This is a genomic window from Bradyrhizobium sp. RT6a (assembly GCF_040547675.1).
In the GTDB taxonomy this organism is placed as follows: Bacteria; Pseudomonadota; Alphaproteobacteria; order Rhizobiales; family Xanthobacteraceae; genus Bradyrhizobium.
In genome coordinates this window covers 418701-434387 of sequence record NZ_JBEPQC010000003.1, presented here as the reverse complement: position 1 = coordinate 434387, position 15687 = coordinate 418701, and the positions used below count along the sequence as shown (strand labels likewise).

General features: G+C 64.5%; 12 protein-coding genes and 1 pseudogene. 5 read left to right on the top strand and 8 right to left on the bottom strand.

Annotated elements, in window-relative coordinates:
* The first annotated feature begins 386 nt into the window (after positions 1 to 386).
* A pseudogene (locus ABIC03_RS20015) lies at positions 387 to 1313 on the top strand (catalase family peroxidase).
* Between the two features lie 2 nt (positions 1314 to 1315).
* Here ABIC03_RS20015 and ABIC03_RS20010 read toward each other — a convergent pair.
* The 7 genes from ABIC03_RS20010 to ABIC03_RS19980 all read right to left on the bottom strand — a co-directional run bounded on the left by ABIC03_RS20010 (position 1316) and on the right by ABIC03_RS19980 (position 10267).
* On the bottom strand, positions 1316 to 2242 hold the full coding sequence (locus tag ABIC03_RS20010) for a helix-turn-helix domain-containing protein (RefSeq protein ID WP_354060346.1): 927 nt from the start codon (positions 2240 to 2242) through the stop codon (positions 1316 to 1318).
* Between the two features lie 288 nt (positions 2243 to 2530).
* Complete coding sequence (locus tag ABIC03_RS20005; protein WP_354060344.1) at positions 2531 to 4399, bottom strand: ABC transporter ATP-binding protein; 1869 nt, start codon at positions 4397 to 4399, stop codon at positions 2531 to 2533.
* Positions 4400 to 4408: 9 nt separating this feature from the next.
* Positions 4409 to 5335, bottom strand: a complete 927-nt coding sequence (locus tag ABIC03_RS20000; RefSeq protein WP_354060342.1) for a 2-hydroxyacid dehydrogenase — start codon at positions 5333 to 5335, stop codon at positions 4409 to 4411.
* 12 nt (positions 5336 to 5347) lie between these two features.
* A complete protein-coding gene (locus ABIC03_RS19995; protein ID WP_275169226.1) occupies positions 5348 to 6676 on the bottom strand; it encodes an NAD(P)/FAD-dependent oxidoreductase in 1329 nt (442 codons plus the stop codon).
* Between the two features lie 43 nt (positions 6677 to 6719).
* Entirely contained in the window at positions 6720 to 7595 is an 876-nt protein-coding gene (locus ABIC03_RS19990; RefSeq protein WP_354060340.1) for an ABC transporter permease, read from the bottom strand.
* Positions 7596 to 7597: 2 nt separating this feature from the next.
* On the bottom strand, positions 7598 to 8548 hold the full coding sequence (locus ABIC03_RS19985) for an ABC transporter permease (RefSeq protein WP_275169229.1): 951 nt from the start codon (positions 8546 to 8548) through the stop codon (positions 7598 to 7600).
* A 27-nt stretch (positions 8549 to 8575) separates the two neighbouring features.
* Positions 8576 to 10267 carry a peptide ABC transporter substrate-binding protein gene (locus ABIC03_RS19980; protein WP_354060338.1) on the bottom strand — a complete coding sequence of 564 codons (1692 nt, stop codon included), beginning with the start codon at positions 10265 to 10267 and terminating at the stop codon, positions 8576 to 8578.
* Positions 10268 to 10485: 218 nt separating this feature from the next.
* On the opposite strand from ABIC03_RS19980, the gene ABIC03_RS19975 reads away from it, so the two are divergent.
* From ABIC03_RS19975 to ABIC03_RS19960, 4 genes are all read left to right on the top strand, one after another.
* Positions 10486 to 11118: a cupin domain-containing protein gene (locus ABIC03_RS19975; protein ID WP_354060336.1), complete on the top strand. Its 633-nt coding sequence runs from the start codon at positions 10486 to 10488 to the stop codon at positions 11116 to 11118.
* Positions 11119 to 11259: 141 nt separating this feature from the next.
* Positions 11260 to 13101 (top strand): ATP-binding protein, encoded by a 1842-nt coding sequence (locus ABIC03_RS19970; protein ID WP_354060334.1) that lies wholly within the window; start codon positions 11260 to 11262, stop codon positions 13099 to 13101.
* A gap of 63 nt (positions 13102 to 13164) precedes the next feature.
* A complete protein-coding gene (locus ABIC03_RS19965; protein WP_354060332.1) occupies positions 13165 to 13626 on the top strand; it encodes a cupin domain-containing protein in 462 nt (153 codons plus the stop codon).
* Positions 13627 to 13667: 41 nt separating this feature from the next.
* On the top strand, positions 13668 to 14741 hold the full coding sequence (locus ABIC03_RS19960) for a hypothetical protein (protein ID WP_354060330.1): 1074 nt from the start codon (positions 13668 to 13670) through the stop codon (positions 14739 to 14741).
* A gap of 99 nt (positions 14742 to 14840) precedes the next feature.
* Here the strand turns inward: ABIC03_RS19960 and ABIC03_RS19955 are convergent, their stop codons facing one another.
* Positions 14841 to 15659, bottom strand: coding sequence for an ABC transporter substrate-binding protein (locus ABIC03_RS19955; protein WP_354060328.1), 819 nt, complete (start codon positions 15657 to 15659; stop codon positions 14841 to 14843).
* Positions 15660 to 15687 lie beyond the last annotated feature (28 nt).

The window sequence follows — 15687 nt, the reverse complement described above, 5'->3', positions numbered from 1 at the left end:
GCATTGCATCTCACCCGTGTCTGTCAGTTAAGTCTGGGTGCGGCAATTCTTGCGGGAGTGATAGCTCGAAAAGAGAGTGATGAAATATGAGACGGTTCACATAACGCGGTTCCCCGCCGCTCTATCCGATCACAATTTCCGGAGGACAAGTCTGCATCGTCGCGAGACCCGGGAGCGCGGGAGCTGAAAGAGCCATCAGTAAACAAGTTGTCCCGCGTCTCGCCGACATCAGATCGATCCACTCATACCATGTTTTGCGCACGTGAATTCCCGAAGCGCGAGCAAGCAATCAGCAGGATCGGACAAGGCAGCGCGGCTTTGGGAAAGACGTCGGCGCTGCACCAGACCTAAAACCTGGCCATGCCGCTCGCGCCGGAGGCCAAGCCATGTCCGAACTTCCCATCCCCGCTGCAACGCCCGCCGCGGTCGTCGATGCATTGAAGGCGGTCGCAGGCAATCCGCCGAAGGTGCGCGCGATCTTCGCCAAGGGTCGATGTGTGCGCGGGACCTATGCGCCGTCCGACCACGCGGCAGAGATCACGCGATCGCTGAGCTTCACAAGACCGTCGCGCGTGCTGGCGCGCTTCTCTGTTGGCGGCGGCAATCCCGGGGTGACCGACACCAACAATCTCGTCCTGCGCGGCTTCAGCTTTAGGCTTGGCGACGATGCCCATCGTTCGGACATCCTGACGGAAACCGCTCCGGTGCATTTTGCACGGACGCTCGACCAGATGTTCGCCTTCCTCGAGGCGCGCATCCCAGGCGCGGACGGGCAAGCCTGACATCGAGAAGGTCCGAGCCTTTTCCGCGGCCAATCCTGAAACACTGAACCAGGCGAATTACGTCGCGGCACGCCGGCTGCCCGGCAGCTTTGCCGGCACGACCTATTGGGGCGTGCACGCCTTTCCCGCGACGAACGCGAAGGGCGAGACCCGCTTCATCAAGTCAAGGTCGCGCCTGTGGGCGGTGACGTCACCTTGAGCGAGGACGAAGCCGGGGGGAAGTCGGCCGATTTCCTGCATGACGATCTCGCGCGGAGGATCGCAGCCGGCGATGTCCGCTTCAACGTGATGGCCTTGCTCGACCGTCCCGGCGATCCCACCATGGACGTGACCCTGCGATGGCCGGACGAGGACAACCGTGAGCAGGTGCGGCTAGGGACAATCGTCATCACCAGCCTCGAGGCCAGTGAGGCCTGCGACGGCTCCATCTTCAATCCGGTCAATCTTGCCGACGGCATCGGCCATCCGCCGGACGAGATCTTTGCCGCGCGCCGCACGGCCTACACGATCTCACTGGCGAAGCGCCGGTAAACTCAAGTCTTGTCCCGTCCGCCATCCGTGTCGCGGCGCCACGCGCCCGGACTGACGCCGACAATGGACGAGAACACCCGCGTGAAATGGCTCTGATTGGCGAATCCGGCCGATATGGCAATCTCGGATAACGGCAGGTCGCGGACCGACATCAGTTGCTTGGCCGCCTTCACGCGCTGCTGGAGCAGCCATTGATGCGGCGGGAGGCCGGTGGAGATCCGGAACGCGCGTGAGAAGTGGCTGACTGACAGGCCAAGCTCGGCCGCGATCAGTTGCAGCGCGATCTTGCCCGAGAGATCGGAATCGAGCCGGTCACACGCACGCTTCACCTGCCATGGCGCGAGACCGCCGCGGCTCGGTTCTGCGGCTAGCTTCAGCCCACCATAGGTTTGGGCGACATGGGCGGTGAGCGCGAGCATCATGTGATCGACGAAAAGCTGGTTGGTCTCGTCAGGCCGACACAATCCTTGCCGCAACGAGGCGCCGACATGACGAACGACCTCATCGTCATGACCGACACCGGGCGCGTAGCTGAGCTCGCCAACGCGCGGCCCGCCCGGCTGCCTGGCAACGCCATTGAGCGCCGATCGCGGCAAATAGAAGAAGAGCGAATGAAACGGCTTGTCGATCACATAGCGCGGGTCGCGCTTGAGGTCGTACAGATAGGTCGCACCTGCGCGAACATCCGCCTTGGTGACACAGCGGCCCTCCTCCCAGCATTCGCAATCCGGATAGTCGCGGAGTTTCAGGCTGACGAGATAGGCATCTTCCGCAGCCAGCGAGCCGGAAATATCCGGTGTCGGATCGTCGTTGCGGACTTCGGTGACCGCGAGTTCGGAGCTGTGCAGCGAACGCGTGATCAGGACCGGTGCTTGCTCCGAGCGAAGGCCCTGCCCGAGCCTCTGCCCGTAGACGCCTGCTTGTGTCATTTCAGTAAATCCATCCGTAAAGGCACGTCTTCGCCGGCCTTCCCGAGATCCGCACATTATCGGAGATCGCCGGCCGACGGTCCAGCCGCAGCGCATAACACGAGGCTGGCGCGGCAGGCTGTCGCACTGGATCGCGCCGCGATGATTTCATTGTGATTTCAGCGTGATGTCACAGGCCCGGCGCCGCGAAGGACACCATCGTTGACCTCCCCGGCAGATCGCCGCGCGACTCCATCGTGCATTTTGGAAATGATGCGTAGACAGAGAGCCATGCGCTCATGGCCTTCGTCAGGCGGACCATTCCTCGCCCCAGACCTGCACGACGTGGCCCGGCGACACCTCGCGATATTGCCGAACGGGCGGCTGGTAGTCGGGCGCGCGCACCGGGCTTCTGATCTCGTCGTTCGCTACCTCGCGCCTGGTGCCGCGGCGCGCTGGATCCGGCACCGGCACGGCAGCCATCAGCTTCTTCGTATAGGGATGCTGCGGATTTCCGAACAGGGCCGCGCGTGGACCGGTCTCGACGATCTCACCGAGATACATCACCGCGACGCGATGGCTCATGCGCTCGACCACCGCGATATCGTGCGAAATAAAGAGATAGGCAAGTCCCATACTGGCCTGAAGGTCCAGCATCAGATTGACGACCTGCGCCTTGACCGAAACGTCGAGCGCCGAGACCGCTTCGTCCGCGACGATCAGCTTCGGTCCGAGAGCGAGCGCGCGGGCAATGCAGATGCGCTGGCGCTGGCCACCGGAGAATTCGTGCGGAAAGCGCGCGGCCATGTCGGCGGTGAGACCAACGCGAACGAGCAGGTCGGCGACCTTCTCCCGCGCCTGCGACGCCGTGGCGAGCCCGTTGGCGAGCAATGGGGCCGCAATCGCCGTTCCCACCGACATGCGCGGATTGAGGCTCGCGAACGGATCCTGAAACACGATCTGCATCTGCTTGCGGAAGTGGCGCAAAGTGCGGGCATTCATGGCCAGCACATCCTGCCCGTCGATCAGGACGGTGCCGCTGTCCGGCTCCGTCAGCTTGAGAATGGAGCGGCCCGTCGTCGACTTGCCGCAGCCGGATTCGCCGACCAGCGCCAGCGTCTCGCCAGCGCGCAAGGTGAAGGAGATGTTCTCGACCGCATGGACGCGGCCCGAGACCTTGCCGAACAGGCCCGAGCGGATGGGAAAGCGCGTCGTGAGGTTGGAGACTTCGAGCAGCGGTCGCTCGGCAATCGAGACCGTATCGGGCGTCTCCGCCGGCTCGTCCGAGGTCCCCGTCACCTTGTCGACGATCGGAAAACGCATCGGCCGCGTCCGCCCGTCCATCGAGCCGAGGCGTGGCACGGCCGCGAGCAGTGCCCTTGTATAGGGATGCGAAGGAGCTGCGAAGATACGCGATGTATCGTCGGTCTCCACCGCCTGGCCGCCATACATCACCACGGTGCGATCCGCGATCTCGGCCACCACGCCCATATCGTGGGTGATGAAGAGGATCGACATCCCCTCCTCGTTCTGGAGCTCCTTTAACAGCTCCAGGATCTGCGCCTGAATGGTGACGTCGAGCGCGGTGGTCGGCTCGTCGGCGATCAGCAGCCTCGGCTTGCAGGCCAGCGCCATCGCGATCATCACACGCTGGCGCATGCCGCCGGAAAAGCGATGCGGATGCTCGTGGAAGCGCGACTTCGCCGCGGGTATCCGCACACGGTCGAGCAGGCGGATGGTCTCGGCCTCCGCCGCCGCGCGCGACAGGCCGCGGTGCTGAATCAGTGCTTCCGCAATCTGGAAGCCGATGGTGAGCACCGGATTGAGGCTCGTCATCGGCTCCTGGAAGATCATGGCGATGTCGTTGCCGCGAACATCCTTCATGCTCGCTTCGGGCAGCGTCATCAGGTCGTGACCGGCAAGCCGGACACTGCCTTCGACGCGGCCGGTCTCCTTCGGGATGAGCCGCATGATCGAGAGCGCGGTGACGCTCTTGCCCGAACCGGATTCGCCGACGATCGCCACGGTTTCCCGCGAGGCAATATCGAACGATACTTCGCGGACCACGGGAATCCATTGCCGCTCGCGCAGGAAGGACGTCGTCAGGCCGCTAACCGACAGCACCGGCGACTGCGCGTTGACAGCGACTTGATCAGCTCCGCTTGCGCCCATGCTCATGCCAGTGTCCTAATAGCCACGAGTACGGTCGACACGCCCCGGCAATTCTTCACCGCGGCGGTGACGCGCGATCACGTCCAGCACGAAATCGACCGCCGTGTCCGGCGTGGTCATGCTGGCATTGTGCGGCGTGACCAGGATGCGCGGGTGGCCCCAGAACGGATGGCCTGCGGGCAGCGGCTCCGGTTCGGCGACGTCGAGGACGGCGCCTGACAATGCGCCGCTGTCGAGCGACGCGAGAAAGTCGGCTTCGACCAGATGCGGGCCACGCCCGACGTTGACGAGCGACGCGCCGCGCGGCAGGCGCGCGAACAAGTCCGCATTCAGGATGCCGCGGGTCTGGTCGGTCAGAGGCAACAGGCAGACGAGAATGTCGGTCTGCGCAAGGAAATCCGGCAACGTCTCCATGCCCGCATAACAGGTGACGCCGTCGATCTCGCGCGGCGAGCGGTTCCAGCCGAGAAGCGGAAAGTCGAAAGCTCTGAGCCGCTCGAGCACGGCCTGGCCGAGCTGGCCGAGACCCATCACGCCGACGCGACGACGTTTGGCCGGCGTGATCCGGATCTCGCGCCAAACTTGCGCCTTCTGCTGGGCGATGAAGTGCAGGAGATCGCGATGCAGGGCGAGCACCGCCATGGTGACGTATTCGACCATGGTCTCGGCGATGCCGGGCTCCAGCATGCGCACCAGCGGAATGTGTGGCGGAACTTTTGACGCGTCGAACTGGTCGACCCCCGCACCGACCGAGAAGACCAGCTCGAGATTGGGGAAAGTCGTCGCGATGTCGTCCGGCGGCACCCACGCCACGAGATAGCGGACGTCAGCGGGATCGCCGATGTCGGGCCAGAGCCGAAACGGAACATCGGGCGCGCGCTCGGCGAAGAAGCCCGCCCACTCAGCGCCCCGAACCATGTTGGCCTTGTAGAGGACCGTCATGCCGCAAAACCCTCAGAAGGGGCTGACCGGCGCGAGCCGGCGGCCGTCGATCAGGCGCTTGTGGCTGTAGGCCGCGGGATCGACGAGCGGCGTCGCGCCCGTTACGATGTCGGCGGCGAGCTTGCCAGCCGCAGGACCGATGCCAAAGCCGTGGCCGGAGAAGCCGGTGGCGAGGAAGAAGCCGGGCATGGCGTCGACCGGCGAGATGACGGGGATGGTGTCCGGCGTGCAGTCGATCGTCCCGCCCCAGGCTTCCGCGATCTCGATCTCTTTCAGCTCCGGGTTCGACTTGATCAACGAAGCCAGCGCGGCATTGACCAGAGACATGTCAGGCGCGGGATCGCGCACGCGCTCGGTCTCGAACGGCGACAGCTTGTCCAAGCTCCAGCTCGTGCCGCGCATGAGCTGGTCGAAGAAGGATTTGCCGAACGACAGTTTCAAGCCGTTCTTGCGATGCAGATAGGTTGGCCAGAAGGTCCGCGCGTAGCGAAACAGATCGGGCGACAGTTCGACCGTGCCGCGGTTGCGCAGCGCCAGCGTAAAGCCGCCGTCGAGGCGGCGGCGGATGCAATAGAAGTCGGTGCCGAGCGCGCCGGAGGTGATCTCCGGCCCCGGCGTGGTCCGGCACGCGGTGGCGTTGACGAGGCCGATCGGCAGCTCGATGCCATGGCGGCGGCAGAACAGCGACGACCAGGCGCCGCCGGACAGCAGCACCGATTGCGTGCGAATGGTGCCCTTCTCGGTGACGACGGCGCTCACCCGTCCGCCTTGCGTCTCTAACCCACGCGCGGCGCAGCCCTGATGAATGGTGACGCCGTGTTTTCGCGCGGCGGTCGCAAGCGCCGGCACGGCCATCGAGGGCTCGGCGCGCCCGTCGCTGGGCGTGTGCAATCCGCCGACCCATGTTTCGGAATTGCCGGGCACGCGCTCGGCGACTTCCGCCGGCGTCAGAACGGTCGAGTGGACCTGCATCTCGCGCGCCGTTGCGGCCCATCGCTCCCAGCTGGCGAGTTCGTCCTTGCTCTTGGTCAGGAACAGCACGCCGGTACGGCGGAAGCCGGCATCGACGCCGGCATCGTTCTGCATATCCTCCCATAACCGCAGCGCCTCGCGCGCCAGCGGGATCTCCTCACGCGCGCGACCCTGCTGGCGGCACCAGCCCCAATTGCGACTCGACTGCTCGCCGCCGACATGGCCCTTCTCGACCAGGGCGACGGAGAGGCCCTTCTTCGCGAGGTGATAGGCCGCGGAGACGCCGATGACGCCGCCGCCGATGACGACGACATCCACCTGCGCCGGCAGGCGTTCGTCGCTGTTTATGCGGGTGAGCGGCGGGGACATGGGACACTCCAGATATTCAGTTCGATGGAAGCTCGTCGGCTTGTCATGGGATGTTCATTCGCGGATCGAGCGCATCGCGCAGGCCGTCGCCGAGGAAGTTGAAGCTCGTCACCGCCAGCGTGATGGCGAGGCCCGGCGCAATCGCGAGCCAAGGCGCGCTGGTGAGATAGATCTGCGCGTTGTTGAGCATGTTGCCCAGGCTCGCGGCCGGCGGCTGGATGCCGTAACCGAGATAGCTCAGATAGGACTCCAGCAGGATCGCCTTGGCGACGTTCAGCGTCGCAGCCACCACGATCGGCGCGACCGCGTTGGGCACGAGCTCGCGGAACATGATCCGCAGGTTCGACGAGCCGAACGCGAGTGCAGCAACCGCAAACTCGCGTTCCCGCAGCGAGCGCACCTGGGCCTCGACGACGCGGGCCACCCACATCCATGCGGTTGCCGCGATCAGCACGGTGGTGGTGACGAAGCCGGGCTCGATGAGCGCCGCGAGCGCAAGCAGCAGGAAGATGGTCGGAAAGCAGAGCATGGCATCGACGAGCCGCATCAGCACCGCACCGACCGCGCCGCCATAGAAGCCGGCGAAGGCGCCGACGGCGATGCCCACCGCCATCGCGATCACCATCGCGACGAAGCCGATCGACAGCGAGACACGCGCGCCCATCATCAACCGGGCCAGCACATCGCGGCCGAGTTCGTCGGTACCGAGGACGTGCGCGCCGGAAAACGGCGGCGCGAAGCGCTTCATGATGTCGATATAGGTATCGTCGAACGGCAGGAGGTACGGGCCGAATGCCGAACCGAGGATGAGCAGCAGAATGATCACGGCGCCCGCGAGCGCGAGCCGGTGCCGGCGGAAGCGCCGCCAGGCGGCCTGGCCCGGCGCAAGTTGATTGGTGGAGAGGGCGGCCGTCGTCATCGCTAGCCCACCCGAATGCGCGGATCGACGACGGCATAGAGGATGTCGGCGAGCAGCGATCCGATCAGCACCATGATCGCCGAGAACATCAGGATGCCCATCACCACGGGATAGTCGCGATATCCGATGGAATCGAGAAACAGGCGCCCCATGCCGGGCCAGGTGAACACGGTCTCGGCCACCAGCGCGCCCCCGAGCAGCGTCGGAAACTGAAGGCCGGCTACCGTGATCATCGGCAGCAGCGCGTTGCGCAGGGCGTGAACAGTGAGAATACGCCATTCCGGCATGCCCTTGGCGCGCGCGGTGCGGATGTAGTCCTGGTTGATGACTTCGAGCATGGAGGAGCGCATGAAGCGGCCCCACATCGCGGTCTCGACCAGCGCGAGCACCAGGGCCGGCGCGATCAGATGATGCAGCAAGTCGAGGAAGGAGCCATCGCCGACGGTCTGCCGGTTGCCGGCCGGCAGCCAACCGAGCTTCACCGAGAACACGTAGATGGTGACGAGTCCGAACCAGAAGGTCGGGATCGACAGCGCGATCATGGCGCCGACGGTTGCGAGCGTATCGAACAGCGAATAGCGGCGTAGCGCACCGAGCACACCGATCCAGCAGCCGAGCAGGACGGCGATGATGGTCGCGGTCGCCATCAGCTCCAGCGTGGCGCCGAGATGAGAAGAGATCACCGACAGCACCGCCTCGCCGTCGCGATACGAGCGGCCCCAATCGCCCCTCAGCATCCGGCCGAACCAATCGAGATACTGGATCGGCAGCGGCCGATCGAGCCCGAGCTGCCGGGTAACGCGATCGAGGTCCTCCTGCGTCATCTGCGCGGACGCCGCGAATTGCGAGAGCGGACCGCCAGGCGCCAGATGCAGGATGGCGAAGCCGATCGCGGACACGATCACCAGCAACATGATCGCCTGCGCCAGGCGATTGGCGACGTAACGGGCCATCTCAGGCGATCTCGCGCACCTGATCCATCAGGCCCAGTACCATTCGCGGATGTTCCAGCAGTTGATCGACATGTTGATGTTGGGACGGAAGCCTTGCAGCCCTTCCTTCACGCCTTCGGCGATGAAGCCCTGGAACAGCGGCAGGATCGCGAGGTCGTCGCGGATCAGCTTTTGCAGATTGCCATAGGTCGACTTGCGCTGCGTCAGATCGAATTGCTTGGCACCTTCTGCGAGAAGCCGATCCGCCTCAGGGTTGCGATACTGATAGGTGTTGTAGCCGCGGCCACCCTTGGCAGGAATGGCGCCGGAGCCGAAGCGAGGCGTCACGTCGGGGTCGCTGCCGAGCATAAAATTCACCCCCACGATCACCGAATTGAATTTCGACTGCTGCCAGAAATCGCCCCAGATCACGGCCGCCGGCATGTTGTTCACGCGCATCGCGGCACCGATCGCGCGCCAGTCCTGGATCAGCAGTTGCTGGGTTTGCTCCCGCACCGCATTGCCCGACGTTGTGGAATTGGCGAACTCGAGCTTGACGCCGCCTTTCTCGCGCACGCCGCCGGCGCCGCGGACCCAACCGGCCGCATCGAGCAGCGTGTTGGCCTTGGCCGGATCGTATTTGTGCTGCGGCAGTCCCTGCTGGAACGACCAGGCCTGTTGCGGCACGAAGCTTTCGGTCTGCGTCGGCAAGCCGTAGTTCAGCGCGTCGATGATCGCCTGCTTGTTGATCGCAAGATAAAGCGCCTCGCGCACGGTGCGGTCCGCCAACGCGCCGAACTCCAGATTGGGCGCGATGTGCTCCACCGACGACGTCGAGGAGACGAAGATCTTGCGCCCCTTCAGCGTCTTCGCCTCCTGCACGAAGTTCGGCAAAATGCCTTGCAGGCCGGTGTAATCGACCTGCCCGGTACGGAACTGAGTGTAGAGCACGGTGAGATCGGGAATGTATTTGAAGACCAAGCGCTCAACGTAAGGTCCCTTGCCGTGGTATCCGGCATGCGCATTCAACTGAATGTGGTCGCCGGGAACGCGCTCGCCCCAGCGGAACGGCCCGGTGCCAACAGGCGCGTTGTGGAACGGCGAGGCGTTCGGATCGGTCACCTTCTCCAGGATGTGCTTGGGTACGATGAAGGTCAGCGATCCCAGGATCGACATATAGGGCGAATAGGGAGCTTCCATGCGCCAGTGAATCTCGTCCGGCGCGACGACCTTGATGTCCTTCACGAGGCTATGGCCGACACGGCTGCGCGCGCGAAAATCGGAATTGTTGATCAGCTCGAGCGAGAACTTGACGTCCTCGGCGGTGAACGCCGTACCGTCGTGCCATTTCACGTCGCTGCGGAGCTTGATCTTCCAGGTCCGGCCGTCGGCCGACAGGCCGCCATTCTCGATGGTCGGGACTTCGCGGGCGAGGTCGGGAACGAACTTGCCGTCGGGATCGATGAACCAGAGCGGAGAGAACACCTGCCACCAGATGCCCTGATCGACTTCGATGCCCGGCATCAGGGGATGAAAGACCGTCGGCTCCTGCGACAGCGCCGCGATCACCTGCCCGCGCGGCTTGTCCGGCGGTTGGGTCGGGCGTTCGGTCTGCGCAAATGCGTTGCCCGAAAGCGTCCATCCCGCCGCGGCGCCCGCACCGAGCTGAAAGATCTGACGGCGATTCGGAATGCCGAGTTGCAGTGCCCCAACGCCGAACTTCCCGGTGTCGTCCGCCATGACCACTCTCCGTTCTCGCACGCGGCACCGTCTCCCGCGCCCCCGAGATCCCCGGCAAGGGACAGGAGTGGGCTTTAGTGCTTCTAAATTTTTCTATCAAAAGTTCATCACGACTAAATACAGCTGTCAATCGCATTGCTAGGATGCGCGACCTTTTCACTTCGACTGAAGCTCCGGACCGTCGTCCTCCGGGCTGAGATGATGCATGGGAGAGCGACATGGATGGTCGCGGCGAGATCAACGATCCGAAGGATACCCCGGCGATCGAGGCCGACGGCGCCGTCGACCAGCGCCTCGGTGAAACCGTGCGGCTTCTGCGCCAGCGTGCGGGCCTGTCGATCCAGGACGTCGCCAACAAGACCGGCCTCTCCAACGGCATGATCAGCCAGCTCGAACGCGCGCGCGCCATGCCGTCGATTCGCACGCTGCGCCTGCTCAGCATCGCGCTGGACGTTCCCATCTCCTATTTCTTCGAGACCACCGATCCCGCCGACGTGCAGCGCTACATTGTGCGCAAGAACAGCCGGCGCCTGCTGCGGCTCACCGCCAGCGGCGTCGTCAAGGAAGCGCTGACGCCGGCGGACAAAGGCCAACTCGAACTCTATGAGCTCACGCTCAATCCCGGCGCCTCGTCCGGCACCGACTTCCTGCAGCACACCGGCGAGAAGGCGGGCTATATCCTCTCGGGCAGCCTGCGGCTGTGGCTCGACAACCAGGCCCATCTGCTCGAGGCCGGCGACAGCTTTCGCTTTCCGAGCATCGTGCCGCACATGTTCGACAACCCGACCCAGCAGACCGCGCGCGTGATCTGGGTGACGACGCTGCGCCAGACCGATTCGCCGGCAGGTTGAAGCACCACCACCCGACACCACCGCAAATTGCCCCTCGACGCCGCCGCGCGGAATCTGTAGCTGACATCTGTAGCTCACGTGGAGCCGGACATTGATAGGGCGGACACGAGGGGTCCGCGACTGACGCGTTGGTGTGAGACCATGAAACTCAGGGGGCTTCTGACACTCGCGATGGCCGCGCAGGTCATCGTGACCGCGGCGGCTCTCCTCGTCTCCTATGCCGCGACCGGAATCGGGTTCGGCATTGCCCAGATCGTCGCCCTGCTCGCAAGCGGCGCCATTGCCGTCCTGCTCGCTCGTCTGTGCACGCGCGCGATCGAAACGGCGCAGGAAAAACGCGCCGCCGCGTTGCTGACCGAGCAAGCGCGGGCCAGCGCACAGATGACGCAAGCCGTCATCAAGACCGCGCTCGACGCCTTCGTTCAGACCGACCAGAACGGCATCGTGCTGGAATGGAGCCTTCAGGCCGAGGCCTTGACGGGATGGACGCGCAAGGAGGCGTTCGGCACCGACGTCGTCAACCTCCTCATTGCCGAGCCACTGCGCGACGGCTTCAGGCAACGCATGATGCGGCTGCTGCCGGAACTGTCGGATACGCCGATCGGCATCCGGTTCGAAGCGACCCTGCTGCACCGGAACGGCGACGAGATCCTGATCGAGGCGTCCAGCACGGCGCTCCACATCGGGGGTCGCACCCTCATCAACAATTTCGTCAAGGACGTCACCCGGAAGCGCGCCGCGGAGGAGCAGCTGATCCAGGCCCAGAAGATGGAGGCGGTCGGCCAGCTCACCGGCGGCATCGCCCACGAATTCAACAACATGCTCACCGTGATCACGGGCACGATCGAGATCCTCGCCGACGCCGTGAAGGACAATCCGCCGCTCGCGACCATCACCAAGCTGATCAGCGACGCCGCCGACCGCGGCGCCGCGCTGACGTCGAGCCTGTTGTCCTTTGCCCGCAAGCAGGCGCTCAAGCCGGCCGATAGCGACATCAATGAACTGCTGGAAGAGCTCGCAAAGCTGCTGCTGGCAACCTTCGACAAGAAGATCGAGATCGTGACCCGGCTCGACGCCAACGTCTGGCTCGCCCTCGTCGATCGCGGCCAATTGAGCTCGGCGCTTCTCAACCTCGCGATCAACGCCCGCGACGCGATGCTGGGTGGCGGCAGACTGACGCTGACGACGCGCAACGTCGTGTTCGGCGTCCGCGAGGCCGTGGCGATCGGGGCCGGCTATGCCGGCGACTATGTCGAGATCGAGATCGCCGACACCGGCACGGGCATTCCGCCAGCCATCCTGGAACGGATCTTCGATCCCTTCTTCTCGACCAAGGACGTCGGCAAGGGCACCGGGCTCGGCCTCAGCATGGTGTTCGGTTTCGTCAAGCAGTCCGGCGGCGGCATCAAGGTCTCGCCCGAAGAAGGACGCGGCACGATTTTCACGATCTACCTGCCGAAGGCGGAGGCGAGCACGCTTCGCCCCACCGGCTACGACGAGCGCAAGGTCGTGGGCGGGACGGAAACGATCCTTTGTGTCGAGGACGACCGCGACGTCCGCCAGTACGTCACGGTCCAGCTCGAAAGCCTCGGCTACAAGGTCATCCCGGCCGGCAATGCGGCCGAGGCACTGGCCATCGCGGCCGAAGGCACGCCCTTCGACCTGCTTTTCACCGACATCGTGATGGCCGGCAACTTGAATGGACGCGAGCTCGCCGACGAAATGGTGGCAGCGCGCCCCTCGCTGCGGGTGCTGTTCACGTCGGGCTATGCCTACGACGCCCCGCATTCGCAGGGACGCGCCACCAAGGGCGCGCCGCTTCTGACCAAGCCCTACCGCAAGGCCGAGCTCGCGCGCATGCTGCGCCGCTCTCTCGACACCGCTGTCGACGACGCGGGCGATCCGATCCCGACGCCCTATTCAGTGCAGGCTGATCTCGAAGGCTTTCTGCGCAGGCAGGCGGCTGAACGCGACAGGCATTAGTGCGAGTCTTGCGCATGGACAGCGCATGGCTGCTGCGCAACACTCGTATCAGTTACAATCCCATTGGAGGCGAGCCATGACTGCACTCGAAAAGGGCGCACCGCGAACGGTACGGGCTATGGCGGCAAGACCTGGAACATCCTCGGCCAGGTCTACTTCCCAAAGGCCGTCACCGAGTCAACCTTCGCGTTCGAGACCAACAGCGATCCCGGCCAGTTCGTGCCGGTGCACATCCATCCGACCCAGGACGAATTCATCCTGGTGCAGGAAGGCACACTCGACCTCAAGCTCGACGGCAAATGGGTGAAAGCCCATGCCGGCGACCTCGTCCGCCTGCCGCGCGGTATCCCGCACGGCTATTTCAACAAATCCGACAAGCCGGCCCGCGCGCTGTTCTGGGTCTCGCCGATGCAGAAGCTGGAGGCGCTGTTCAATCAGCTCCATGACCTGACCGACCCGGCCGAGGTCGTGCGCATCTCGGCGCTGCACGATGTCGACTTCCTGCCGCCCGAAGCCAACGATTAGGCTACGATCCCCCGACCGACGAATCGTTGGGGGAACCGGCCATGCCTGCACGACGTCAACTCCTCGCAATCATCGCGGCGCTTGGGCTACTGCTTACGACGTTCGTCCCGAGCCGGGCGCAAACGCTCACGGCCAGGCAAGCGGAAGCGCTTGCCTCCTACGAGCGTGCGCTCGACGACTTCAAGGCGATCCTGGCCGAGCGGCGCCGCCAGATCGACGCCAGGCAGCCGTTGCCGAACCTGCCGGGCCAAGCGGTGTATCTGGCACGCGTCGCGGTGATCAGTGCCTACAAGGATCTCACCGACGCCATGCCGTCGCGGATCGGCAGGCCCAACAAATTCGAGATACCTCCGGCCTATTTCGATGCCGACATCGAGCCGCTGGTGGACGAATACTCAAAGCTGTTCGAGATCATGGAAGCACCGCCGGCCGGCGCGCAGAACTCGGCGACGCCGTTCAGGGACGTCGTAGATCTCGCGGTCGCGATCGCGCGCGCCAAGGGGCTTGCGCCTGACCACGCCGAAGCCGCGGGCCGCATCAGCCTCGGGCTGTTCTTCGCCGAGACCAACGGCAAGCAGAACGTCCGCAACGGGCGCTCGAACACCTATATGGGCAGCTTCCAGACCGGCCCGTCCGAGGACCGCAACGGCCGCAGGAAATGGGACGCCATCAAGGGCGAGATCGCGGCGGCCAATCCCGGGTTGAGCGCGCGCGACGACAAGGAGGAGGCGCGGGCCCGCGGCACCGATCATCGCTTCAATCACTGGACCAACGTGCGCGACGGCCTGATGAACGCGCATGCGGATGTTTTCCGGGATATCCCGGGAATCGTGAAGACGCTGCCCGACCCGATCGACCAGATGAAGCTGTTCGAGCTGATCCAGATCGTTCCCACGCCGACGCGGTCGGCGCTCAAGTCCGGCGATCTCCTGAACTACAGGGTATCCAGTCCGACCATCATGAAGCACCTGCGCAACAACAGCATTTTTGCTTTTGGACAGGCCGACCGGGCGCGCTCCTCCGCAAGCTTCCGCGAGATCCTCGCGGCGATGTGGCTGTTCAAGCGGAAGTTCGAGAAGGCGATGGCGAAATACGCAGAGATCAAACCGCGCTGAGGTCGCGTTTTGCGGCGGGACATCAAACGCTCATGGTGAGGAGCCCGCCAAAGCGGTCGTCTCGAACCATGCAGGCCGAGCACGTCGCGCTGGCCCATCCTATTCGGTGCGGATCGGCGAGTCCTTCAGGCCGTTATTGTCATAGGTCTTGCGCAAGGTGCCGTTCGTCGTCGCTTCGTTCATGAACTTGCTCACGAACGCCAGAGAATGGCTGTGGCCCAGCGGGACGGCGACCGCGGTGAGGGTCTTCTTGAACGTCTCGTCGAGCACTCGCGTGCCCGGAATCCTCTGCGCCATCTTGTTGAGCTGGTCGCGCGACAGCGCGAAGGCGTCGATCTCGCCGCTCTTCAGGAGGCCGAAGACTTCGTCGTAGGTCTGATAGCCCCAGACCTTCGCGTTTTTCAAATGCGTGACCGCGCCGCGCATGGTGGTGGTGGCGTTGACGGCCGCGACCTTGACGCCGGGCTGGTCGAGCGTCGCGAAATTGGTGACGCTTGAGCCGGGCTTGACGATGTAGGTGGCGTCCGCGACCTCGTAGATCGGGCCGAACATCATCCTGGTCTCGCGCTCGGGATCCTCGGGCAGCCAGGTGACGTCCCAAGCACCTTTTTCAAGAGTCCCCTTCGACGCCGCATCGGTGATCTGGCCGGAATTCTGGTGCACGACATATTCGACGGGCACGCCGAGCTGCGCAGCCATCTCCCTGCCGAGATCGACGGGAACGCCGGCATAGCCGGCTTCGGTCTTGGTGGACCAGAACGCGCCGCCCGCCGGGCTGATCGCGATCGCGACCCGCAGCTTGCCGGTCGGCGCGATCTCGTCCTTCAGACCATCGGCTAGCGCGGGCATGGCAACCGCCGCTGCGAGAACGAGGCCGGCAAGGACCGACTCAAGCACCGACTGGAGAGACGTGGGCATGTCATGATCTCCCGACCTTTTCTTCTTT

Bases quoted from the DNA above. Each gene is read 5' to 3' on its own strand.
- ABIC03_RS20010 (WP_354060346.1), bottom strand. From the start codon at position 2,242: ATGACACAAGCAGGCGTCTACGGGCAGAGGCTCGGGCAGGGCCTTCGC.
- ABIC03_RS19980 (WP_354060338.1), bottom strand. From the start codon at position 10,267: ATGGCGGACGACACCGGGAAGTTCGGCGTTGGGGCACTGCAACTCGGC.
- ABIC03_RS19985 (WP_275169229.1), bottom strand. From the start codon at position 8,548: ATGGCCCGTTACGTCGCCAATCGCCTGGCGCAGGCGATCATGTTGCTG.
- ABIC03_RS19970 (WP_354060334.1), top strand. From the start codon at position 11,260: ATGAAACTCAGGGGGCTTCTGACACTCGCGATGGCCGCGCAGGTCATC.
- ABIC03_RS19960 (WP_354060330.1), top strand. From the start codon at position 13,668: ATGCCTGCACGACGTCAACTCCTCGCAATCATCGCGGCGCTTGGGCTA.
- ABIC03_RS19975 (WP_354060336.1), top strand. From the start codon at position 10,486: ATGGATGGTCGCGGCGAGATCAACGATCCGAAGGATACCCCGGCGATC.
- ABIC03_RS19995 (WP_275169226.1), bottom strand. From the start codon at position 6,676: ATGTCCCCGCCGCTCACCCGCATAAACAGCGACGAACGCCTGCCGGCG.
- ABIC03_RS20000 (WP_354060342.1), bottom strand. From the start codon at position 5,335: ATGACGGTCCTCTACAAGGCCAACATGGTTCGGGGCGCTGAGTGGGCG.
- ABIC03_RS20005 (WP_354060344.1), bottom strand. From the start codon at position 4,399: ATGAGCATGGGCGCAAGCGGAGCTGATCAAGTCGCTGTCAACGCGCAG.
- ABIC03_RS19955 (WP_354060328.1), bottom strand. From the start codon at position 15,659: ATGCCCACGTCTCTCCAGTCGGTGCTTGAGTCGGTCCTTGCCGGCCTC.
- ABIC03_RS19990 (WP_354060340.1), bottom strand. From the start codon at position 7,595: ATGACGACGGCCGCCCTCTCCACCAATCAACTTGCGCCGGGCCAGGCC.